Annotated in this window: 24 protein-coding genes and 2 pseudogenes; 16 read left to right on the top strand and 10 right to left on the bottom strand. The window is 66.5% G+C overall.

The genetic code is table 11. The features are described from left to right. Positions 1-67: 67 nt before the first annotated feature. Positions 68-598, bottom strand: coding sequence for a hypothetical protein (locus tag FPJ27_RS28850; protein WP_204423575.1), 531 nt, complete (start codon positions 596-598; stop codon positions 68-70). 155 nt (positions 599-753) lie between these two features. On the opposite strand from FPJ27_RS28850, the pseudogene FPJ27_RS28845 reads away from it, so the two are divergent. Together FPJ27_RS28845 and FPJ27_RS36655 are read left to right on the top strand one after the other, a co-directional pair. Then, positions 754-996 (top strand): annotated as a pseudogene (locus FPJ27_RS28845) (hypothetical protein); the annotation flags it as partial. Further along, a pseudogene (locus FPJ27_RS36655) lies at positions 960-1160 on the top strand (hypothetical protein); the annotation flags it as partial. The pseudogenes FPJ27_RS28845 and FPJ27_RS36655, both read left to right, overlap by 37 nt. A gap of 207 nt (positions 1161-1367) precedes the next feature. Here the strand turns inward: FPJ27_RS36655 and FPJ27_RS28840 are convergent. Then, entirely contained in the window at positions 1368-1823 is a 456-nt protein-coding gene (locus tag FPJ27_RS28840; RefSeq protein ID WP_204423571.1) for an avidin/streptavidin family protein, read from the bottom strand. Positions 1824-2192: 369 nt separating this feature from the next. Continuing rightward, on the bottom strand, positions 2193-2537 hold the full coding sequence (locus FPJ27_RS36650) for an Arm DNA-binding domain-containing protein (RefSeq protein ID WP_239483329.1): 345 nt from the start codon (positions 2535-2537) through the stop codon (positions 2193-2195). Between the two features lie 180 nt (positions 2538-2717). Here FPJ27_RS36650 and FPJ27_RS28830 point away from each other — a divergent pair, with 180 nt between their 5' ends. The 4 genes from FPJ27_RS28830 to FPJ27_RS28815 all read left to right on the top strand — a co-directional run bounded on the left by FPJ27_RS28830 (position 2718) and on the right by FPJ27_RS28815 (position 5151). Further along, positions 2718-3032 (top strand): Dabb family protein, encoded by a 315-nt coding sequence (locus FPJ27_RS28830; protein ID WP_072437169.1) that lies wholly within the window; start codon positions 2718-2720, stop codon positions 3030-3032. Next, entirely contained in the window at positions 3029-3508 is a 480-nt protein-coding gene (locus FPJ27_RS28825) for a PaaI family thioesterase (protein ID WP_072437170.1), read from the top strand. Before FPJ27_RS28830 ends, FPJ27_RS28825 begins: the two co-directional genes overlap by 4 nt. Before the next feature lie 199 nt (positions 3509-3707). Beyond that, positions 3708-4667, top strand: a complete 960-nt coding sequence (locus FPJ27_RS28820) for an alpha/beta hydrolase (RefSeq protein ID WP_204423568.1) — start codon at positions 3708-3710, stop codon at positions 4665-4667. Between the two features lie 43 nt (positions 4668-4710). Continuing rightward, the gene (locus tag FPJ27_RS28815; RefSeq protein WP_072437172.1) at positions 4711-5151 is read left to right on the top strand and encodes a GNAT family N-acetyltransferase; all 441 of its coding nucleotides are present in this window, start codon (positions 4711-4713) and stop codon (positions 5149-5151) included. A 16-nt stretch (positions 5152-5167) separates the two neighbouring features. On the opposite strand, the gene FPJ27_RS28810 is transcribed toward FPJ27_RS28815, so the two are convergent. Together FPJ27_RS28810 and FPJ27_RS28805 are read right to left on the bottom strand one after the other, a co-directional pair. Continuing rightward, positions 5168-6013: an NRDE family protein gene (locus FPJ27_RS28810; protein WP_072437173.1), complete on the bottom strand. Its 846-nt coding sequence runs from the start codon at positions 6011-6013 to the stop codon at positions 5168-5170. Between the two features lie 76 nt (positions 6014-6089). Then, positions 6090-7124 (bottom strand): folate-binding protein YgfZ, encoded by a 1035-nt coding sequence (locus FPJ27_RS28805; protein WP_204423567.1) that lies wholly within the window; start codon positions 7122-7124, stop codon positions 6090-6092. Between the two features lie 77 nt (positions 7125-7201). Between FPJ27_RS28805 and mltG the strand changes: the two genes are divergently transcribed. The 9 genes from mltG to FPJ27_RS28760 all read left to right on the top strand — a co-directional run bounded on the left by mltG (position 7202) and on the right by FPJ27_RS28760 (position 15873). Next, positions 7202-8221, top strand: coding sequence for an endolytic transglycosylase MltG (gene mltG, locus FPJ27_RS28800; protein ID WP_072437175.1), 1020 nt, complete (start codon positions 7202-7204; stop codon positions 8219-8221). Then, a complete protein-coding gene (gene tmk, locus FPJ27_RS28795) occupies positions 8221-8841 on the top strand; it encodes a dTMP kinase (RefSeq protein WP_072437176.1) in 621 nt (206 codons plus the stop codon). Before mltG ends, tmk begins: the two co-directional genes overlap by 1 nt. A 19-nt stretch (positions 8842-8860) precedes the next feature. Further along, entirely contained in the window at positions 8861-9889 is a 1029-nt protein-coding gene (locus tag FPJ27_RS28790; RefSeq protein ID WP_204423566.1) for a DNA polymerase III subunit delta', read from the top strand. Between the two features lie 141 nt (positions 9890-10030). Further along, on the top strand, positions 10031-10810 hold the full coding sequence (locus FPJ27_RS28785) for a TatD family hydrolase (protein ID WP_072437178.1): 780 nt from the start codon (positions 10031-10033) through the stop codon (positions 10808-10810). 43 nt (positions 10811-10853) lie between these two features. After that, the gene (locus FPJ27_RS28780; protein ID WP_072437179.1) at positions 10854-11561 is read left to right on the top strand and encodes an ankyrin repeat domain-containing protein; all 708 of its coding nucleotides are present in this window, start codon (positions 10854-10856) and stop codon (positions 11559-11561) included. Between the two features lie 130 nt (positions 11562-11691). Continuing rightward, on the top strand, positions 11692-12048 hold the full coding sequence (locus FPJ27_RS28775; protein ID WP_011885036.1) for a Rap1a/Tai family immunity protein: 357 nt from the start codon (positions 11692-11694) through the stop codon (positions 12046-12048). Positions 12049-12154: 106 nt separating this feature from the next. Further along, positions 12155-13327, top strand: a complete 1173-nt coding sequence (locus FPJ27_RS28770) for a mechanosensitive ion channel domain-containing protein (RefSeq protein WP_204423565.1) — start codon at positions 12155-12157, stop codon at positions 13325-13327. A 33-nt stretch (positions 13328-13360) separates the two neighbouring features. Further along, positions 13361-14539 carry an AAA family ATPase gene (locus FPJ27_RS28765; RefSeq protein ID WP_204423564.1) on the top strand — a complete coding sequence of 393 codons (1179 nt, stop codon included), beginning with the start codon at positions 13361-13363 and terminating at the stop codon, positions 14537-14539. Between the two features lie 269 nt (positions 14540-14808). After that, on the top strand, positions 14809-15873 hold the full coding sequence (locus tag FPJ27_RS28760; protein ID WP_072437182.1) for a glycosyltransferase family 4 protein: 1065 nt from the start codon (positions 14809-14811) through the stop codon (positions 15871-15873). Positions 15874-15969: 96 nt separating this feature from the next. Here the strand turns inward: FPJ27_RS28760 and FPJ27_RS28755 are convergent, their stop codons facing one another. The 3 genes from FPJ27_RS28755 to FPJ27_RS28745 all read right to left on the bottom strand — a co-directional run bounded on the left by FPJ27_RS28755 (position 15970) and on the right by FPJ27_RS28745 (position 17845). Then, complete coding sequence (locus FPJ27_RS28755; protein WP_072437184.1) at positions 15970-16557, bottom strand: YSC84-related protein; 588 nt, start codon at positions 16555-16557, stop codon at positions 15970-15972. Between the two features lie 247 nt (positions 16558-16804). Further along, entirely contained in the window at positions 16805-17254 is a 450-nt protein-coding gene (locus FPJ27_RS28750; RefSeq protein ID WP_072437185.1) for a hypothetical protein, read from the bottom strand. A 300-nt stretch (positions 17255-17554) separates the two neighbouring features. Further along, on the bottom strand, positions 17555-17845 hold the full coding sequence (locus FPJ27_RS28745; protein ID WP_034181226.1) for a PsiF family protein: 291 nt from the start codon (positions 17843-17845) through the stop codon (positions 17555-17557). Between the two features lie 272 nt (positions 17846-18117). Here FPJ27_RS28745 and FPJ27_RS28740 point away from each other — a divergent pair, with 272 nt between their 5' ends. After that, the gene (locus FPJ27_RS28740) at positions 18118-19140 is read left to right on the top strand and encodes an asparaginase (protein WP_204423563.1); all 1023 of its coding nucleotides are present in this window, start codon (positions 18118-18120) and stop codon (positions 19138-19140) included. 96 nt (positions 19141-19236) lie between these two features. On the opposite strand, the gene lysM is transcribed toward FPJ27_RS28740, so the two are convergent. Both lysM and FPJ27_RS28730 read right to left on the bottom strand, forming a co-directional pair. Further along, positions 19237-19707, bottom strand: coding sequence for a peptidoglycan-binding protein LysM (gene lysM, locus FPJ27_RS28735; RefSeq protein WP_047900890.1), 471 nt, complete (start codon positions 19705-19707; stop codon positions 19237-19239). Between the two features lie 459 nt (positions 19708-20166). Further along, positions 20167-21060: a 2-hydroxy-3-oxopropionate reductase gene (locus FPJ27_RS28730; protein WP_204423561.1), complete on the bottom strand. Its 894-nt coding sequence runs from the start codon at positions 21058-21060 to the stop codon at positions 20167-20169. Positions 21061-21079: the final 19 nt, after the last annotated feature.

Raw genomic sequence — 21079 nt, 5'->3', positions numbered from 1 at the left:
CGAGCGAATGGCGACTCGTATCCGGCGGAAGAAAATGAAACGTAAGCCGTCGTAGGGGATTCTAAATTTACGGGAAAGTTGAAGTCAATAATGTTTTCGCGGTTTTACAATATTCGATTGAAAAGGCGATTGCAATTATTACCCATTGAGTCGGTAAAATATTCGATTTAATGAAAATGAATAGTGGAATCCGGATATCCGGTGGGCGAAACAATTGACAATGACGTTTCAATTCGTCGATTGATGCCGGACAGGAATTGAATCGCCGCGTTTGTGCCGACTGTTGTCGGGCAATGCCGGAGTGCGCGGAAAACGGAGCGTGCGACGCATGAGCAATCCGCGTTCCTGCGATGCGGCGGAAGGCGTGCGCCGTTCCCGGCTCCAAAGCGCGATCCGGATGACAGACTCCGTGATCGGCACCGGTTCGGTGCCGCGAACCGTGCGATCGTTCCATCGGTGCCGCCAAGTTTGGTAGGTGGTGCCTGCCGCCGTTTGCGCGGATCGCGCCGTCGAGTGCCGACGCGGTGAAAAAGTGCGTACCTTCCGTCCATCGCTCGCGAAGCTGGTGCCAGTGTTGTATTCGATCGCGTAAATCCACGCTCCCGGAGACGGTTGTGCGATCCGAGTGTGAGCGAGCGGCCTCTTGATCCGACCGGTTCGCTCGGGGTCGCGCAGGGGCTCGCAGGCACCGTTTTCATCCGGCTCGGTGACAGGCCACGATTTTCCGGCGGGCTTCGTATCAAGTAGATCGCTGTCGTGTGGCACGTGACGGAGCAGGAGCGTCCGCTGTTCGAGATCGAGCAGGCCGAGCGCTACGAAGGCGACGCGTACGAGAACAAGATCGCCAAGGCCCTGGAATTCGTGACACGCACGACGATGGAAGAGATTCTGGCCGACATTCTGAAGCTCGACACGTCGAAATGGTCGCTGCCGGAACGGCGTCGCATCGGCAAGGCGCTGAAGTCGCTCGGGTGGGTGCGCAAGCGATCGACGTCCCGCTCGATGAATATCGTCGGCACTGGTCTCGTCGTTTTCATGACATGCACGCACTGCCCGATCACGTGAACGGATCGGTATCCGACACAATGCGCCGACAATTGCGAGAATCGCTGGCACCGCGCGTTAGTCATGCAAACCTCTCGGGACATAAGAACACATAGTGGAGCCCGTTAGGTCGTGTGGGGGGTGTTCGTCCCTACGAAATGGATATAGAAGCCCTGGGTGCGTAAGCCCTCAGGGCTTTTTGTTGTGCTTCGAACTGCACCTCGCGCCGATCCGTTGGCAGCGAGGCGCTTTCATTTCGAGTCCTGACGCTGACGCTGACGCTGACGCGCGACTCGGGCGTAGGAACGTCAGCAGCGGCCCTCTTACTGTGAGTTAACTGGTGTGAAAATATCTTGCCCTACATTGACGTGTTTCCACGGAAACTGAGCGAAAGCGTTTGCGTAATAGTAAAGCGCCGTGATCGTCGGTGCGCTGTTCTTCACTTGGCAAAGTCCTGACCATGTTGTAATGCTATTGTAGCTAACCGAGTTATTGTTCCAATTTACGGAAAATGTAACCAACGTGACTTGATCAAGTCCGGGGCTTGAAGACGGTGCCGCGTAATACCAGCCGGAAAGTGAAAAAGTCTGTCCGCTAGTTCCGGAAGGCGAGATATACGTTCCGGTAATGGCGCCACTGCTCGCGACGGAGGAGATCTTCATTGTTGAGCCCAACTCGTTGCGCCACGTACCGACTGGATTTTGGCAAGTTGCCGTGTCGGCCCATGAAGGTGATGCGACGGTCCCCAAAATAGCGAGTGATACGAGAGTTTTCTTCATTTCTGTTCCTTCCGTTCTACTGTGCGGATCCCGCGTATCGGCTCAACCACTCAATGGCGAACCTCACCCCAATCCGGCACGAATTTTGTGCGAGCTCGACTGATGATGTCTGCTAGCAGCAATCATCCTTTGATGAGATTTGATCGAGTGGGCGATGTGTTTTTCCGGTCGTTTTCATTAAGCAACTACACTGGCGATGGTTTGAGTCTTTTGTAAAATGACTCTTGAGGTGGCCAATCGGAGCGGATTATTAGATAAAACTGAATGTCCTTATAGAAGATTTCATATTTTTCGCAAGAGATTGTCCTGCGATTAAGGATAGTCAAGATGTATGTCGAAATCTTCCAGAAATTATAGGGCGGGATTGAATTAAGGATGAGTTTCAGTCCGTTTCGGTATGCTTGATTTAATTTCTGAAAATGCAATAAACGTCGTTTTGTAAGCCCAAGTCGGTGCCCACGAGTGCGGGTGCGCGGGTTGGCAAAGTGCGCATTTTTTAAGGAATGGGGCCCTACAGGCACTCAGCACGCGGGGGCTGACGGCGGGGTATTCGCCGATCGCGAATAGATTCTCCTTCCCGGCAATCCTGTATCGGTATCGCCAGAGCTTGGAGCCGGATGGACGCACCTCAAGATACAGTCCATTGGCGTCGGTAAGTTTGGTAGGCTTGTCGCCTGCCTTCGCTTGTCGGATCTTGACGTCGGTAAGTGGCACGGTAAAAAAAGAGGGTATCGTCTTTGGAAGGTTGGAGTGATACCCCCTTTCTTACCCGCTTTTTTTCTCGGCTGGGCGCGATTTCCGGCGAACGCGAGCGAACAGCGAAAGGGCATAGGAAGCCCGACTGGTAAGGGTTACAGGCGAATCACTGAACCAACACGAACTGGAGCGAACGAAGTGATCAGACATATCGTCATTTGGAAGTTGAAGGAATCCGCGGAAGGCGCGACGCGCGCGCAGAACGCGCTGAAGCTGAAGGAAAAGCTCGAAGGCTGCCGCGATCTCGTGCCGGGCATCCTGCAGATCGACGTCGGCGTGGCGACGCCGGGCCTCGATGCGACCTCCGACATCGTGCTCGTGTCCGATTTCGCGGACAAAGCCGCGCTCGACGCCTACCAGGTGCACCCGGTTCACCTGGAAGTGAAGAAATTCGTCGTCGCGGTGGCCGAATCGCGCGAGTGCGTCGACTACGTCGTCGACAGCGAGCAATGAGCGACGCGGCATCCCCGGCGGACGGCCCGTCGATCGAAAGCCCGTTCGTCGACCTGCTCGGCGTGCAGCTCGTGTCCGCGAAGGATGGCGCGAGCGAGATCGTGCTGCCGCTCGAAGAGCGGCACATGAACACGTGGGGCATCGCGCACGGCGGCGTGACGATGACGCTCGCGGACATCGCGCTCGCGATGGCGGCGCGCAGCCTGACCGACGACGGCGTTGGCGTCGTCACGGTCGAGATGAAGGTGAACTTCATGCAGCCTGGGCGCGGCGAATTGCGCGCGTACGGGCGCGTGATGCATCGTTCGACGACGATGGCCTACTGCGAAGGCGAAGTGCGCGACAGCGACGGCAACTTCGTCGCAAAGGCGCTCGGTACGTTCAAATACATGCGGCGGCTCGCGGTGGGCCGCGACATCAAGCGGCAACGCTCGCGCACGGCGCCGGACGCGCAGCCCGGCCCGAGCGACGCGTAAGCGCCCCAACGCACGGCCCTGCCTCTTCACAGGCAGGGCCGTTTTGTTTTGCGGTGCGAGATTGCGTGAAGGACGCGCGTCACAGGACACCGAAGGGCCGGTACTTCGACACGCGGCGCGCGTAGCGCTGGCCCGACGCGGGCATGGCATCATGTGACGCTTGTCCGTTCACGGCGCCACGCAGGCGCCGTCCTCACCGATGCCGCTGAATCCAAAGATCGCCCAGGTGCTCGACATGATCGAGCGCGCGAAACGTCCGTCCTATCACCATCAGACGCCGCAACAGGCGCGCGCCGCATACGAGAAGAGCGCGCCGATCCTCGACGTCGCGCCGGCGCCGATGCATTCGGTCGAGGAATGCGTCGTGCCGACGCGCGACGGCCGCACGATCGGCGCGCGGCTGTACCTGCCGGTCGAGCCGAGCCTCGCGGAGCCGCTGCCCGCGCTCGTCTACTACCATGGCGGCGGCTTCACGGTCGGCAGCGTCGACACGCACGATGCGCTGTGCCGGATGTTCGCGCACGGCGCGCAATGTGCGGTACTGTCGGTCGGCTACCGGCTCGCGCCCGAGCACCGGTTTCCGACCGCGGTGAACGATGCCGACGACGCGTTGCGCTGGCTGCATCGCGAGGCCGCCGCGTTCGGCATCGACGCCGCGCGGCTGGCGGTCGGCGGCGACAGCGCGGGCGGCACGCTCGCGACCGTCTGCGCGGTGCTCGCGCGCGACGCAGGCATTCGCCTGGCGCTTCAAATGCTGATCTATCCGGGCGTGACGGGCTACCAGGGCACCGAATCGCACGCACGGCTCGCGAACGGCTACCTGCTGTCGCAGGACACGATCCAGTGGTTCTTCACGCAATACGTGCGCGATCCGGCCGACCGCGACGACTGGCGCTTCGCGCCGCTCGACGGCACGCGCGACGCGCCGTCGTTCGCGGGCGTCGCGCCAGCCTGGATCGCGACGGCCGAATACGATCCGCTGAGCGACGAGGGCGCCGCGTACGCGGACAAGCTGCGCGCGGCCGGCAATGCGGTTACGCTGGTCTGCTATCCGGGGATGATCCACGAATTCTTCAAGATGGGCGGCTACGTGCCCGAGGTGCGGGCCGCGCATGCCGATGCGGCCGCGGCGCTGAAGGCCGCGTTCGACGACGTTTGACGGGCGGGCGTTCGACGGCGCGCGCGCCGCATGGAGAGCTGCGATGACGGACGGCGTAGTGGAAACGGGTGACTGGACGCTACTGGGTGGCGACGCCGCGCGGATTCGCGACGCGGTATTCGTGCGCGAGCAGCAGATTCCGCCGGAATGGGAGCTCGACGACGACGATCCGCTATCGCTCCATGCGGTCGCGTACCGGATCGACACGGCGACGGGAATACGCCGCGCGGTCGCGACGGGGAGGCTGCTGCCGTCCGGCACGATCGGCCGCGTCGCCGTGCTGGCCGACGCGCGCGGGCAGGGCGTCGGGTCGGCCGTGCTGCACGCGCTGCTGGCTGCCGCGCGGCGCCGCGGCGAAACCGTCGTGCGGCTCTACGCGCAGGATTCGGCGGTGTCGTTCTATGTGCGGCACGGCTTCGCGGCGGTCGGCGAACCGTTCGTCGAAGCCGGCGTGCCGCACGTCGAGATGGCGCGCGCGCCGTAGCGCGGGCAATGCGCGTTCAGCGCGGCCGCGTTGCGTCGACGTCGAACGTGAACGTGCGCTCGAACGCACCCGGGCGGACGGTGCGGTGCGAACCGTCGTCGTCGCAGCGCTCCTTGATCTCGACCGTCAGCCGCACGCCTTCCTTCATCGTGACGCGCAGCGCGGTCGTGCCGCGCGTGCCGTATTCGGGCGTCTCGATGAACGCGGCCGACAGCGCGCGCTCGCGCTCGATCGGAATGCCCGTATGCGGCAGCGCGTCGTCGTCCGCGACATGCGGGTCGCGCATCAGATCGATCAGCTCGTCGAGCGACGGGGTCGGATTGTCGGTGAGCAGCGTGCCGAGCTCCGCGCGCTTGCGCACCACTTTCGGCCAGGGCGTATCGAGCCGCGCATTCGACAGCGCATGCACGCCGGGCGCGATCGCGACGGGCGCGGCGACACTGCTTTCGCCGTCGGGCGCTCGGTTGCAGAACCACGCGAGTTCGCGCCGCGTCCAGTCGCCGACGAGCAGGTTGAAGCCGTTGTATACGGCCGCATGCTCGGCAAGCTGCCCGAGATAGTCGAGCGGCGCGACGGACGAGCCGCGAAGGAAATCGGACACGAGCTTGCCGCGGGTGGGCGCGCCCGCGCGGATGTCGAACGGCGCGCGGTAGTTCGTCAGCGCCGCGAAGCGGCCGTCGCGCGATACGCCGAGCCACGTGCCGCCGGCTTCGAGATCGCGGCCGGCCAGCACGCCCGGTACATCCTCCCACCAGGTGAGCGGCGCGCTCGTGCGGCGAAAGAACTCGTCGCGGTTGGCGGTGAGGGTAAAGACGGGACCGGCGGCGGCATCAGGCTGCCAGTCGAAGGCAATCAGACACATCGGGCGAATCTCTCGCAGGAAACATCGGGCGCCGGCTGCGACTCGCGAGCCGGCGCGCGAACGGGTTGTCAGTGCGTCACGCTTCCGTCGGCCACGCGTACGGGAGCGCGTCGAACGCGAGCGCCGGGCCGTCGGCCGAACCGACGTGCACGGTGCCGTTGTCGAGCGCGGCGAGCTTGATCTCGACGAGCGCGTCGACGCCGCCCGCGGGCGCGGCCGCCGCGTTGACGATCATCCCGCACGGCTGGCCGGGATCGTCGCTGTGGAACAGCTCGACGCCGGCATGCACGGTATCGGTCTCGCCGGCGACATGCGCGAGCGCGGTGCGGCGCTTGATGGTGCCGCGGTACTGGCTGCGCGCGACGATTTCCTGGCCCGGGTAGCACCCTTTGCGGAAGTTGACGGCGCCGATCACGTCGAAGTTGACCATCTGCGGCACGAACTGTTCGACGGCCGGCTGCGTGATGCGCGGCTCGCCCGCGCGAATGTCGAGCCAGTCCCACACGGCCGGCGACACGACCGGCAGCGTGCCGGCGAGCGCGGCGATGCGTGCGTCGACTTCCGCGCGCTGGCCGATCCACAGATAGCGCTTGCGGCCGGCCGCATCGGGCACACGAATCAGCGTGCCGGCCGGCCCGTCGACCTTCACGTGCACGCCGTCGGGCAGCGCATCGAAGATGCCCGCCAGCGCTTCGCGCACGTCGCCCGCGAAGCCGACCACCGCGAGCGCGTCGCTCGCATCCGTGAGCTTCGCCTTCGCGCGCAGCACGAACATCGACAGCCGCTTCTGCACGGCGGGCTGCACGTCCTTCGACACCAGCAGGCGCACATCGTGGCCGGCACGCCACGCGAGGAACGACCCGAGGAGGCGCCCCTTCGGCGAGCAATAGCCGGACAGCCGTGCGCTCGCGGCATCGAGATGCTCGATGTCGTTGGTCAGCTGGCTGTGCAGGAACGTCGCGGCGTCGTCGCCGGCCACGTCGATCACGCCGAACTGCGGCAGCGGCATGCAGGCGCCCGGCGCATCGAAATCGGCGGCGGACGGGCGGGGGAATACGGGGAGCGAGGCGGATGCGGCCTGGGCAGCCGGTGAAGCGAACGGTGAGCTCATGGAATGAGGGAACAGTCAACCCTGACTTTGACGGAGGCGAGCAAGTATTATATGGGTCTTACCTGAGTCACGTTTCCATGTCCCTACTGAAGAAATGCGCCGCGACGATCGCGGCGCTGGCCGTCGTTGTGGCCGCTGCCGGCGCGGGCGGCGGATATTACTGGGCGACCCGGCCGCTGCTGCTGGGTTCGGCATCGCTCGACGTCACGATCAAGCCGCGCAGCAGCGTGAAGAGCGTCGCGCTGCAGCTCAAGCGCGGCGGCGTGCCGGTCGAGCCGTTCGGTTTCGTCGCGATGACGCGCGTGCTCGGGCTGTCGAGCCGGCTCAAGTCCGGCAACTACGAATTCAAGACGGGCATCACGCCTTACGAAGTCCTGCAGAAGATCGCGCGCGGCGACGTGAACGAATACGTCGCGACGGTGATCGAAGGCTGGACCTTCAAACGGATGCGCGCGGAACTCGACGGGAACCCCGATCTTGCGCACACCACGGCCGGCATGAGCGACGCCGAGCTGCTGCGCGCGATCGGCGCGTCGGACAGCACCGTGCAGCGCGGCAGCGGCGAAGGGCTGTTCTTCCCGGATACCTACCTGTTCGACAAGGGCACGAGCGACCTGAACATCTACCGGCGCGCGTACCACCTGATGCAGACGCGCCTTGACGAGGCCTGGGCCGCGCGCGTGCCGGGGCTGCCGTACAAGTCGCCTTACGAAATGCTGACGATCGCATCGATCGTCGAGAAGGAAACGGGCCACGCGGCCGACCGCGCGTTCGTCGCGGCCGTGTTCGCGAACCGGCTGCGCATCGGCATGCCGCTGCAGACCGATCCGTCGGTGATCTACGGGCTCGGCGACGCGTACGACGGCCGCTTGCGCAAGCGCGACCTGCAGGCCGACACTCCTTACAATACCTACACGCGACGCGGCCTGCCGCCGACGCCGATCGCGTTGCCGGGCGTCGCCGCACTGCAGGCGGCGATCAATCCGGCGCAGACGAGCGCGCTCTATTTCGTCGCGAAGGGCGACGGCACCAGCGTGTTCTCGGACACGCTCGGCGACCACAACAAGGCCGTGGACAAGTACATACGAGGGCAATAATGGCGAGCGGTAAATTCATTACGTTCGAAGGCATCGACGGGGCGGGGAAGACCACCCACCTGCAATGGTTCTGCGAACGCCTCCAGGGCAAGCTGGCCGCGGCCGGCCGGCAGGTCGTCGTCACCCGCGAGCCGGGCGGCACGCAGCTCGGCGAGAAACTGCGCGAGATCCTGCTGAACCAGCCGATGGATCTCGAGACGGAAGCGCTGCTGATGTTCGCCGCGCGCCGCGAGCATCTTGCGCTCGTGATCGAGCCGGCGCTCGCGCGTGGCGACTGGGTCGTGTCCGATCGCTTCACCGACGCGACGTTCGCGTACCAGGGCGGCGGCCGCGGGCTGCCGCGCGACAAGCTCGAGACGCTCGAGCGCTGGGTGCAGGGCGGTTTCCAGCCCGACCTCACGGTGCTGTTCGACGTCGCGCCGCAGGTCGCGAGCGAGCGCCGCGGCGCGGCGCGCACGCCCGACAAGTTCGAAAGCGAGTCCGACGCGTTCTTCACGCGCACGCGCGGCGAATACCTGCGGCGCGCGGAAGAGGCGCCGCACCGCTTCGCGATCGTCGACGCGACGCAGTCGATTCCCGAGATCCGCCGGCAGCTCGAACGCGTGCTCGCCGCGCTGTAACCCGCAAGGAACGCACCACATGATCTATCCGTGGCAGACCGACGACTGGAACCGCCTGCAGCAACTGCGCGCGCAATGGCCGCATGCGCTGCTGCTGCACGGCCAGGCCGGCATCGGCAAGCTGCAGTTCGCGCAGCATCTCGCGCAGGGCTTCCTGTGCGAATCGCCGCTGCCGAACGGCGAGCCGTGCGGCACCTGCGCGGCCTGCACCTGGTTCTCGCAGGGCAATCACCCGGACTACCGGATCGTGCTGCCCGAGGTGCTGGCCGGCGAAGCGCCGGGCGCCGCGGACGACGCGAAGCCGGCCGACGCGGACGAGGGCGGCAAGAAGACGCGCGCGCCGAGCAAGGAAATCAAGATCGAGCAGGTGCGCGCGCTGCTCGACTTCTGCGGGGTCGGTTCGCACCGCGGCGGCGCGCGCGTCGTCGTGCTGTATCCGGCCGAGGCGCTCAACGTCGCCGCATCGAATGCGCTGCTGAAAACGCTGGAGGAGCCGCCGTCCGGCGTCGTGTTCCTGCTCGTGTCGGCGCGCATCGACCGCCTGTTGCCGACGATCATCAGCCGCTGCCGGCAGTGGCCGATGACCGTGCCGGCGCCCGACGCGGCCGCGGACTGGCTCGCGGCGCAGGGCGTCGACCATGCGAGCGCGCTGCTCGCCGAAGCCGGCGGCGCGCCGCTCGCCGCGCTGGCGCTCGCGAGCGACGAGAACCGCCCGCTGCGCGACTACACGCTCGGGCAGCTCGCGGCCGGTGCGGCATGCGACCCGTTCGCATGCGGCGAGACGCTGCAGAAGCTGCCGGTGCCGCTGGTGCTCGGCTGGCTGCAGCGCTGGCTGTACGATCTGCTCGCGCAGCGGATGGCGGGCGCGCCGCGCTACTTCCCGATGCACGCGGCGGCGCTCGCGCGCTGCGCGGAATCGGTCGACGCGAACGCGTTCGCGCGCTTCATGAAGGCCGTGACGCGGCAGCGGACGGTCGAGAACCATCCGCTGAACGCGCGGCTCGTATTCGAGGAATTGTTTCTCGGATATCGGGAAATGTTCGCGTGACCCGGCATTGTTTCTGATGGGTTGCGAAACGATGTTCGGCTTACTCGGCGACGCGACCGCGGCCGGCCGGCCCGCGAACGCCGCCCGCTGCCGCACGCCGGCGAGCGCATGAGCGCCCGCCTTACGTATTCAGGAAACACGATGTTCGTCGACTCTCACTGCCACATCAATTTCAAGGGCCTGGCCGATCGCCTGCCGGCCGTTCTCGAGAACATGCGCGAACACGACGTCACGCACGCGCTGTGCGTGTCCGTCGATTTCGAGACGCTGCCCGAGGTCCTCGCGATCGCGGACGCGTACGACAACGTCTACGCGTCGGTCGGCGTGCATCCCGATCACGAGGACGCGCGCGAGCCGACGCTCGCGGAACTCGTCGAGCTGGCCGCGCACCCGAAGGTCGTCGCGATCGGCGAAACGGGCCTCGACTACTACCGTCTCGAGGGCCGCTCGATCGCCGACATGGAATGGCAGCGCGAACGCTTTCGCACGCACATCCGCGCGGCGACCGCGACGATGAAGCCGCTGATCGTCCATACGCGGTCGTCGTCGGACGACACGCTGCGGATCATGGCCGAGGAGCGCGCGGACGTGCCGGGCGGCGTGATGCACTGCTTCACCGAGCCGTGGCCCGTCGCCGAGCAGGCGCTCGCGCAGAACTTCCATATCTCGCTGTCGGGCATCGTCACGTTCAAGAACGCGACCGACGTGCAGGACGTCGCGCGGCGCGTGCCGCTCGACCGGCTGCTGATCGAGACCGACTCGCCGTACCTCGCGCCGGTGCCGTATCGCGGCAAGCCGAATGAACCTGCGTACGTCAGCCATGTCGGACGCTTTATCGCATCCGAGCGCGGGATCGCCGTCGAGGCGCTGGCCGATGCGACGACACAGAACTTTTTCCGGCTGTTCAAGATCGCCCGCTAACGACGCGCGCGCAGCCGACAACCCAGGGAAGGAGCCCACAACAATGACGAAGCCGACCAACCATCCGACCAAACGCGCACTCGTTGCCGCCGCGCTGATCGCGAGCGGCCTGTTCGCTGCAGCCGGCGCGCATGCCGAGTCGCTCGACGCGATCGTCAAGGCCGTCAAGTTCGACGACATCGCCGACATCGGCAAGCAGCTCAAGAACGGCCTCGATCCGAACACGCTCGCGCCGAACGGCGACCCGCTGCTGGTGATCGCCGCGCGCGAGAAATCCGACAAGGTCGCGGCGGCGATCGCCACGACGCCGAACGTCGACCTCGAGAAGGAAGACAAGGCCGGCGAGAACGCGCTGATGCTCGCGTCGCTGAACGGCGACGTCGGCCTCGTCAAGCTGCTGATCGACAAGGGCGCGGAAGTCAGCAAGAAGGGCTGGGCGCCGCTGCACTACGCGGCGACCAACGGCCAGGACGCGGTCGTCAAGGTGCTGCTCGACCATGACGCGTATATCGACACGGCTTCGCCGAACGGCACCACGCCGCTGATGATGGCCGCGCGCGGCAACCATGCGTCGACGGTCACGCTGCTGCTCGACCAGGGGGCCGATCCGCAGGTGAAGAACCAGCTCGGCATCACCGCGCTCGAGTTCGCGAAGCATTACAAGGCGCCGGACGCGATCGACATCCTGAGCAAGCGTACGGTGCGTATCGGCGCGTCGGCGCCGGCAGATGCGCAAAAGAGTGCAAAATGACGGTTTTCGGTGCACCGGCCAGGGCGGCGGTGCGCACCCGGCCGGGCGGATTCCGGCCGGAGAAGGGTGTCCGGCGCCGCGCCGGCCAACGCAGCAGGCGGTCTCGGGCCGCATTGACATAAGGAACACCATGTTGCGCGCAATGTTTTGTGCCGCGGCGTTTGCCGTGCCGTTGTCGGCGGCGGCTTTCACGGGCGCGGATCTCGACCGGCTGTGCGCGAAGACGGACGTCAAGTCGCGGGCGTCGTGCGCGGCCTACATCGAAGGCGCTGCCGATGGCGTCTACAACACCATCGACGCGATCGGCGGCACCACGGGGCCGCGTGTCGGCCAGTATTTCTGCCTGCCGCCCGACATCCGGGCGCAGCAGATGACCGATGCGGTGCGCAAGTACATCGCTGAAAATCCGAAGCTGGCCGACTACAACGCGAGCACCGCGGTGTCGCTCGGTCTCGGCAAGGCGTTTCCCTGCAGGGGCGGCAACTGATCCGACGCCGTGTCCGGGCGCGTGCCGGTGCATGCGCTACCCGGACGTCGCCGACGCATCCAGGACGAGGCGTGCGCGCCTCATAACCGAAGCATCCCGGGCGCCGATGATTTCAATCGAGGAACTGCAGCGCATCGCCGATGCGCCGCTGCATTCGTGGCTCGGCACGCTGGCCGTGTCGGTCATCGTCGTGCTGGTCGTCGCGATCGTGCACCGTCTCGGCGCACGCATTGTCAAGCGCATCGCGCAGCCGTATCCGCTGATGAGCGCGATCCTGCGCTACATCGACAAGCCGTCGCTCGTCGTGCTCGCGCTGCTGGCGCTCGAATTCCTGTGGGTCCAGGCCGACGACGGCATGTCGTTCGTGGGCGGCATGCGCACCGCGGCGGCGGTCGGCTCCATCGTGTCGCTCACATGGCTGCTGGTGCGGCTCGCGGCGGGCGTCGGCGACGCGATCATCCAGGCGCATCCGCTCGATACGGCCGACAACCTCCAGGCGCGGCGCATCCATACGCAGGCCAAGGTGCTCGTGCGGACCGTGATGGTGCTGATCGTGATCATCGGCACCGGTGCCGCGCTGATGACGTTCCCGAACGTGCGCCAGGTGGGCGCGAGCCTGCTGGCGTCGGCCGGCGTCGCGGGCCTGGTCGCCGGTATCGCTGCGCGGCCGGTGCTCGGCAACCTGATTGCCGGGCTGCAGATCGCGCTCACGCAGCCTATCCGGCTCGACGACGTGGTCGTGATCCAGGGCGAATGGGGGCGCATCGAGGAAATCACCGGCTCGTTCGTGTCGGTGCGGTTGTGGGACCAGCGGCGCCTCGTCGTGCCGCTGCAGTGGATCATCGAGAACCCGTTCACGAACTGGACGCGCAACAGTGCGGAAATCATCGGCACGGTCTACCTGTCGGTCGACTACCGCACGCCGCTCGCGCCGCTGCGCGAGGAGCTTGCGCGGCTCGTCCATGCGGCGCCCGAGTGGGACGGCCGCGTGCAGGTGCTGCAGGTGACCGATGCAACGGAGCGCACGATGCAGTTGCGCGCGCTCGTCAGCGCGGCCGATTCGTCGTCGTGCTGGGATCTGCGCTGCCGCGTGCGCGAAGGATTGATCGCATACCTGCAGGGCCGCTATCCGCAATGCCTGCCGCGCAGCCGGATGGAACTGTATCCGCACGATTCCGCGCCGGACGCACCGAATCCCGAACGGCCGCACGCGCGGGCGCCCGCCGCCAGCACGGCGGCCAACACCGCAGCCGATCCGCAGGCCGTCGAAGGCCGCTGAACGCGGCCCGGTGCCTGCCCGCCATCCATCGTCATGACCGCGCTGAACACGCTCGCCATCGCCAATTACCGCTCGCTGCGCGAGCTGATCGTGCCGCTCGCGGCGCTCAACGTCGTCACGGGGCCGAACGGCAGCGGCAAGTCGAGCGTATACCGCGCGCTGCGGCTGCTCGCCGACACCGCGCAGGGCCGCGTGATCCCGTCGCTCGCCCGCGAGGGCGGGTTGCCGTCGACGCTGTGGGCCGGCCCCGAGCGCTTCTCGCGGGCGATGCTGACCGGCGACGAACCGGTGACGGGCACGGTGCGCAAGGAGCCGGTGAGCCTGAAGCTCGGCTTCGCGTGCGACGATTTCGGCTACGCGATCGATCTTGGCCTACCGGTGAAGAACGACGCGTCGATGTTCCGGCTCGATCCGGTGGTCAAGCGCGAATGCATCTGGGGCGGCGCGCTGCCGCGCCCGTCGACGCTGCTGGTCGATCGGCAGGGGGCGCAGATCCGCGCACGCACCGCGTCGGGCGACTGGCGGACGATTCCGCAGCCGGTCGCGAGCTTCGACAGCATGATGACCGAGTTCGCCGATCCGACCGGCGCGCCCGAGATGATCGCGGTGCGCGAGCGGATTCGCTCGTGGCGCTTCTACGACCATTTCCGGACCGATGCGCAGGCGCCGGCACGGCAGTCGCACATCGGCACTCATACGCCGGTGCTGGCGGACGACGGCGCCGACCTCGCCGCCGCGCTGCAGACGATCCGCGAAATCGGCGACGGCGCGGCGCTCGATGCGGCGCTTGACGACGCGTTTCCGGGCGCATCGGTCGAGATCGACAATCCGGGCGCGCGCGGCCGCTTCGACGTGCTGATGCGTCAGCCGGGGCTGCTGCGGCCGCTCGCGGCGGCCGAGCTGTCCGACGGCACGCTGCGCTACCTGCTGCTCGCGGCCGCGCTGCTGACGCCGCGGCCGCCGGCGCTGATGGTGCTGAACGAACCGGAGACGAGCCTGCATCCCGATCTGCTGCCGGCGCTCGGCCGCCTGATCGCGCAGGCCGCGCGGCACTCGCAGGTGCTGGTCGTGTCGCATGCGGCGCGGCTGATCGCGACGCTCGAGCGCGAGGCCGGCTGCGAATCGCTGGTGCTCGACAAGCAGCTCGGCGCGACCGCGCTCGTCGATGCCGACACGCGCGACCTGCCGCCGTGGAAGTGGCCGTCGCGCTGACGGGCCAGGCCGCGTGCATTTGGCCGCGCCCGGGCGGGGGCATGGCCCGACGGTGCACGATGCGGTGCGATCGGGCGAGGCGGAACGAATGTATCCTGTCTGTAACAACGCCCATAAAATGCAAGACAGGCGGTTCCGGGGACCGGGATTGCGAATAATGGCAGGATATCCGGCCGGCGCCGTGCCGGCAGGCGCTGCACGGGGCGGGGGCGCGCGAAAAGCGCATGCTCCCGCCTGCCGAACGGGACAGGACACAGGAGACGTGGACCATGAGAATTGCCCAGATCGCCCCGCTGACCGAATCGGTGCCGCCGAAGCTGTACGGCGGCACGGAGCGCGTCGTGTCCTACATCACCGAGGCGCTCGTCGATCTCGGCCATGATGTGACGCTGTTCGCGAGCGGCGACTCGACGACACGGGCGAAGCTCGAGCCGGTCTGGCCGCGCGCGCTGCGGCTCGACACGTCGATTCGCGACCGCGTCGCGCCGCACATGCTGCTGATGGAGACGGTCGCGCGCCGCGCGAAGGACTTCGACGTGCTCCATTTCCACATGGACTACTACTCGTTCTCGGTCTTCAACCGGCAGGAAACGCCTTACGTGACGACGCTGCACGGCCGGCTCGACCTGCCCGAGCAGCAGCCGGTGTTCGACACCTTCAACACGGCGCCCGTGATTTCGATTTCGAACTCGCAACGCCAGCCGCTGCCGCAGGCGAAATGGCTGACGACCGTCTACCACGGGTTGCCCGATACGCTGTACATGCCGCAGCCCGTCGAGCCGCGCTATCTCGCGTTCCTCGGCCGCATCTCGCCGGAGAAGCGCGTCGACACGGCGATTCGCATCGCGCGCCAGTGCGGGCTGCCGATCCGGATCGCCGCGAAGATCGATGCGGCCGACCAGGAATACTTCGACCGCGAGATCAAGCCGCTCTTCGCGTTGCCGCACGTCGAATACATCGGCGAGATCGCCGATCACCAGAAGGCCGAATTCCTGTCGGGCGCGCATGCGCTGCTGTTCCCGATCGACTGGCCGGAGCCGTTCGGCCTCGTGATGATCGAGGCGATGTCGTGCGGCACGCCGGTGGTCGCGTTCAATCGCGGTGCGGTGCCCGAGGTGCTGGACGAGGGCGTGTCGGGTTTCATCGTCGAGGATGAAATCAGTGCGGTGGCTGCCGTGAACCGGCTGCACCTGCTGCCGCGTGCGCGCGTGCGGCAGCGCTTCGAGGAACGCTTCACGTCGCGGCGGATGGCGCAGCAGTACGTCGACGTCTACCAGTCGGTGATCCGCGCGCAGAAGCGCTCGCGCTTCAAGGTGATCGACTCGACGACCTGACGCGGAGCGCGGGCGGATAAAAAAACGGCGATGCCCGCAAGGACATCGCCGTTTGCGCATGGCCCGTGCGCGGTGCGCACGGGCGGTGCGTGAGCGTCAGATCTTGAGCTTCGTGACCTTCGTGCCGTTGATCGACACATCGCCCATCAGGCCCGCGTTCGTCAGCACGACGACCTGGACCGGTGCGGTGGCCGTGGTCGTGTCGATCGCACCGTTCGCGCCCATCTTCACGAGCGCGACCGATGCGCCGGCGCCGGCTGCCCAGCCGTCCGAGCCGCGGAATTCGTCGAGCGCTTCCTGCGTCATGAACAGGAACACGATCGCCTTCGACTGCGCACCAGCCTGCAGGCCGACCGACAGCGACGACGTGTTGTAGTAGCCGACCGTGCTGCCGCCGACGCGCAGCGCGCCGTTGCCGGACTGGCCGCCGACGATGAGGCCGGCTTGCAGCACGTTCGGGAACACGAGCACGCCGCGCGATTTCGCGACGAGTTCACGCGAACCCTTGACCGTGGAATACAGGCGCGACAGCGTTGCGTCGACGCTCGAGTCGATTGCCTGACGCTTCGACGCGCTGGTCGCGGCGTTGTCCGGCTTGTCCGGGGTGGTGGTGCAACCGGTGAGCGCGAGGCTACCGACGATGAGCGCAGCGGCGGCTTTCAGCACAAGATTCCGTTTTTGCATCGTTATTCTCCATCGGATGACGTTCGGAGTGAGTCTCGCTCAAGGAGCGGATCACGTCGGCAGTTATATCACAGCGGATTACAACCCCTTTTCATTCGTGCGTGAAAGAGCGTCAAATCGGGGTGGCGGTGTCGCTGTGCGCCAACGGACCGATCGGATCGGCGCCCGCGTACCGACGCGCCCCGCGCGGGTCGGCATGCGGGAAACCAGGGCGGCAGATCGGGCAGCGACGGCGCTTGCGGGCGGGTCAGTGCGTGACCGGCGGGACGGGCGGCTTGATCGGCGGGCGGCGCAGCGCGCGGCGGATCAGTGCGATCACGACGCCGCAGGCGAACAGGAATGCGGCCGGTACGACCCAGTAGCCGACGAACGCATGCCACAGATAGCCCGCGAGCGTAGTGCGGCGCACCACGTATTCGTCGCGGGCCGCCTGCTGGCGCGGCGCGTTGGCGGCGAGCACGTCGGCCGGGCAGCCGGCCGCGCGCGCCTCGTCAGGATCCCCGTGACACTTCGCGGCGGCGCCGGCTGCCTGCTGCGCGTCGGTGAGCTGCCAGGTGGTCAGCGCGAGCTGCAGGTCCGCCTTGTTGTAGGCCATTTCCTCGCGGATCTCGCGTACTGCGACGATCGCGACGGGCACGGCCCAGAACACGATCACGATCAGCCAGCGGCGGAACCAGCGGTGTTGTCTCCATGCCATCCATGCCTCCAATTGACGCGCGTGCGCGTCCGTCTCGAGGGCGGCCCGATGGCGCTTCTTGTACTTGGGTGGGCCGCGTTGCAGCCATCATAGAAGAAAACGCGTCGAATTGCCGCACCATGTGGCGGCGCCGGTACGGCGGGCCCGGAAAGCGGGACGCGTGGAGGCGGGCGGTCGAACGGCGGCGGAACACGTGCGGCAGGCGCTTCACGCGCGTACGCGTCGATGCGCATGCAACGAAAACAAAAATGCCGCGCCCGCCGAAGCGGTGCGCGGCATTCGATACGGGAGCGCCGGAACTCAGGCGGCCGGCTGGCTGCTCAGGCAGCTCTTCATGAACGCCTTGCGGTCGTCGCCCTTCTTGCCGGTGGCCTGCGTGTTGCAGGCCTTCATCTTTTCCTGCTGCGTCATCGCCTTCGCGGGCTTCGCCGACAGGCAGTCCTTCATGAACGCCTTGCGTTCGTCGCCCGTCTTGCCTGCTGCCTGGGTGTTACAGGCCTTCATCTTGTCCTGCTGGCTGTTCGCCGCGAACGCGGGGGAAGCCAGCATGCCGCCGAGGAGCACTGCGGCTACGAGCGATTGGATTTTCATTTCGACACTCCCATGGGGTGAATTGCGTGTTGTCGACGCCGTCACGAAGCACGTTGCGATGAGGATAGGGCCACATCGCACCGTGCGCTCCGATTATGGCAAATCAATGTGAAAAACACCGAAACGGCACTTCCTATAACGTTGCGGGCGCCGCGGCCGTTGACGACGCGCGCGACCGGGCGATCGGGACAAACCATGATGCGCGGCGGCCGGCATCGGCCGTGGCGCCGGAACCTGCCGGATCCCGGCCGCGAGCCATTACAATCGCGGCCATGAATACTCCGAATCCCGCATCCCCCCCGCCCGCGGCGACCCTGCCGCGCATCGCCGTGCTCGCCACCGGCGGCACGATCGCCGGCGCCGCGCCCGACGCGGCCAGCACGGCCGGCTACCAGGCCGGCGCGCTCGGCGTCGGTTTCCTGGTCGACGCGGTGCCGGCGCTCGCGTCGGTCGCGCGCATCGACGCCGAGCAGATCGCCAGCATCGACAGCAAGGATCTCGCACTGCCGCTGTGGAACACGCTCGCCGCGCGGATCGACGCGCTGATGGCCGATCCGGCGGTCGACGGCATCGTGATCACGCACGGCACCGACACGCTCGAGGAAACCGCGTATGCACTTCACCTGGTCGTGAAAGGCGACAAGCCGGTCGTGCTGACGGCCGCGATGCGGCCGGCGACCGCGCTGTCGTCCGACGGCCCGCTGAACCTGCTGAACGCGGTGACGGTGGCCGCGCATCCGGCCGCGCGCGGGCAGGGCGTGCTGATCGCGTTCAACAACCGGATCCACGGCGCGCGCGACGTCGTGAAGACGAGCACCTATGCGGTCGACGCATTCCAGTCGCCGGAACTCGGTGCGCTTGGCTGGGTGCAGGACGGCCGCGTCGAATTCGCGCGCCGCGTCACGCGCTCGCGCGATGCGCAACTGGCGATCGCCGCAACGTGGCCGCCCGTCGAAGTCGTCGCGAGCTACGCGGGCGTGACGCGCACGGCCGTCGATGCGCTTGTGGCGGCCGGCGTGCGCGGGCTCGTCGTGGCCGGCACCGGCAACGGGTCGATCCATGCGACACTGCAGGCGGCGCTCGCCGATGCGGTGAGCGCGGGCGTTGCCGTGGTCCGCGCGTCGCGCGTCGGCTCGGGGCATGTGATGCGCAACGGCGCGGCCAACGACGATGCGCTCGGCTTCGTCAGCGCGGGCTCGCTGAATCCGTTCAAGGCGCGCGTGCTGCTGATGCTCGCGCTGGCGAACGGCATCCGGGCGCGCGACGAACTGCAGCGCGTATTCGATACGTTCTGACCGATGTCCGCCCGCCGCTCGCGCGGCGCGGCATCGCCAAAGAAAAAGGCAGGCCCGATGGCCTGCCTTTTCCGTTTTTCAATCCTGCGCGGATGCTCAGGACTGCGGCGGAATCACGAGCTTCTGGCCCGGATAGATCTTGTCCGGGCTCGACAGCATCGGCTTGTTCGCTTCGAAGATCGCCGGGTACTTGTTCGCGTCGCCATACACTTCCTTGGCGATCGCCGACAGCGTGTCGCCCGGCTTCACGTCGTGGTACTGCACTTCCGGATCGTCCGGCTGCAGATCGTCGTCGTTGACGCCCGCGACGCCCTGCACGTTGCCGGCCGCGACCTTGACCTTGGCCTTCGTGTCGAGATCGGCGACGCTGCCCGACAGCGTGACGGTGCGCGATGCGCCGTCGAACGCGACCGTCAGGTTCGACGTGTCGAGACCCTGCGTACTGATGTAGTTCTTGATCGCATCGGCCGCGGTTTGGTTCGCGGCATTCGGATCTTCCGCCGCTTGCGCGTCGGCATGACCCAGCAGTTTTTCACCCGCCTCTTTGATAAACGAAAGAAGACCCATCGCTGCACTCCTTAGGTGGTTGAAAAGAAAACGCGCCGTGAAGTGGCGAAAAAAACACCGCGCTGGGCGCATTCACCGGAGTGAACGCAAGCGCGGCGGTTTTCTCGAAAGGCGTGGCGAAAGTGTAGGCGTTCAGCGCGACGATTGCATGAAAAATCGCACGCTCGAACGTAAAGAAATGTAATACGCGAAATCCGACAGGCGGACACCCGACGACGACGTCTGACCGACCAAGGCTTCCCCGGCGCCGCCGGGTGCCGCTGCGGACCCCACCACGCCGCTCTCAGCCCAGAGCGGCGTTTTTCGCCCCGTCGCGCATGCGGTTGGCGATGCGCGGCGGGGCGCCCCACCGTGATGCGCGCGTGCGTCGCGCATCGATGCGACCGGCCGCGGCCGGATCGCGCGTGTTCTTCGCGCGCGTCCGCCATTGCAGCGGAACCGCGCGTTTTTGCGTCCGCGTTACGCGGCCGGCGTCTGGCCGATCTCGAAGTTCGACATGATCTCGAGCGCGCGCACGAGTGCCGAGTGATCCCACGCCTTGCCGCCGTGCGATGCGCACACGCTGAACAGCTGCTGCGCGCTCGCGGTATGCGGCAGGGCGAGGCCGAGCTTGCGTGCGCCGTCGAGCGCGAGGTTCAGGTCCTTCTGGTGCAGCTCGATGCGGAAGCCCGGATCGAACGTGCGCTTCGTCATCCGCGCGCCGTGCACTTCGAGGATGCGCGACGCGGCGAAGCCGCCCATCAGTGCCTGGCGAACGCGCTCCGGATCGGCGCCCGAGCGTGCGGCGAACAGCAATGCTTCGCCGACGGCCTCGATGTTCAGCGCGACGATGATCTGGTTCGCGACCTTGCAGGTCTGGCCCGCGCCGTTGTCGCCGACGAGCGTGATGTTCTTGCCCATCTTCTCGAACAGCGGCTTCGCGCGCTCGAAGGCCCGTTCCGGGCCGCCGACCATGATCGTCAGCGTTGCTTCGCGTGCGCCGACTTCGCCGCCGGACACCGGTGCGTCGAGGTAGTCGCAGCCGAGCGCGTTGATCTGCTTCGCGAATTCCTGCGTGTCGAGCGGCGAGATCGAGCTCATGTCGATCACGAGCTTGCCGGCCGTCAGGCCTTTTGCGACGCCGTCGTCGGCGAACAGCACGTTACGCACGTCGGGCGTGTCCGGCACCATCGAGATGATGATGTCCGCGTTTCGTGCGACTTCGGTCGAGTTCGCGACGACCTTGGCGCTCGCGCGCAGGTCGTCCGGGATCGGGAACGCACCGTTCACGACGAGCTGATGATCGCCCTTGAGCAGGTTGCGCGCCATGTGCGCGCCCATGATGCCGAGGCCGATGAAACCGATGGTTGCCATGTGAAAGTCTCCTGGAGTG

It is taken from the genome of Burkholderia sp. MS455, from assembly GCF_016899445.1.
Lineage (GTDB): Bacteria > Pseudomonadota > Gammaproteobacteria > Burkholderiales > Burkholderiaceae > Burkholderia > Burkholderia pyrrocinia_C.
Note: the sequence above shows the minus strand (reverse complement) of the source record. Positions and strands in the feature narration are given on the sequence as shown.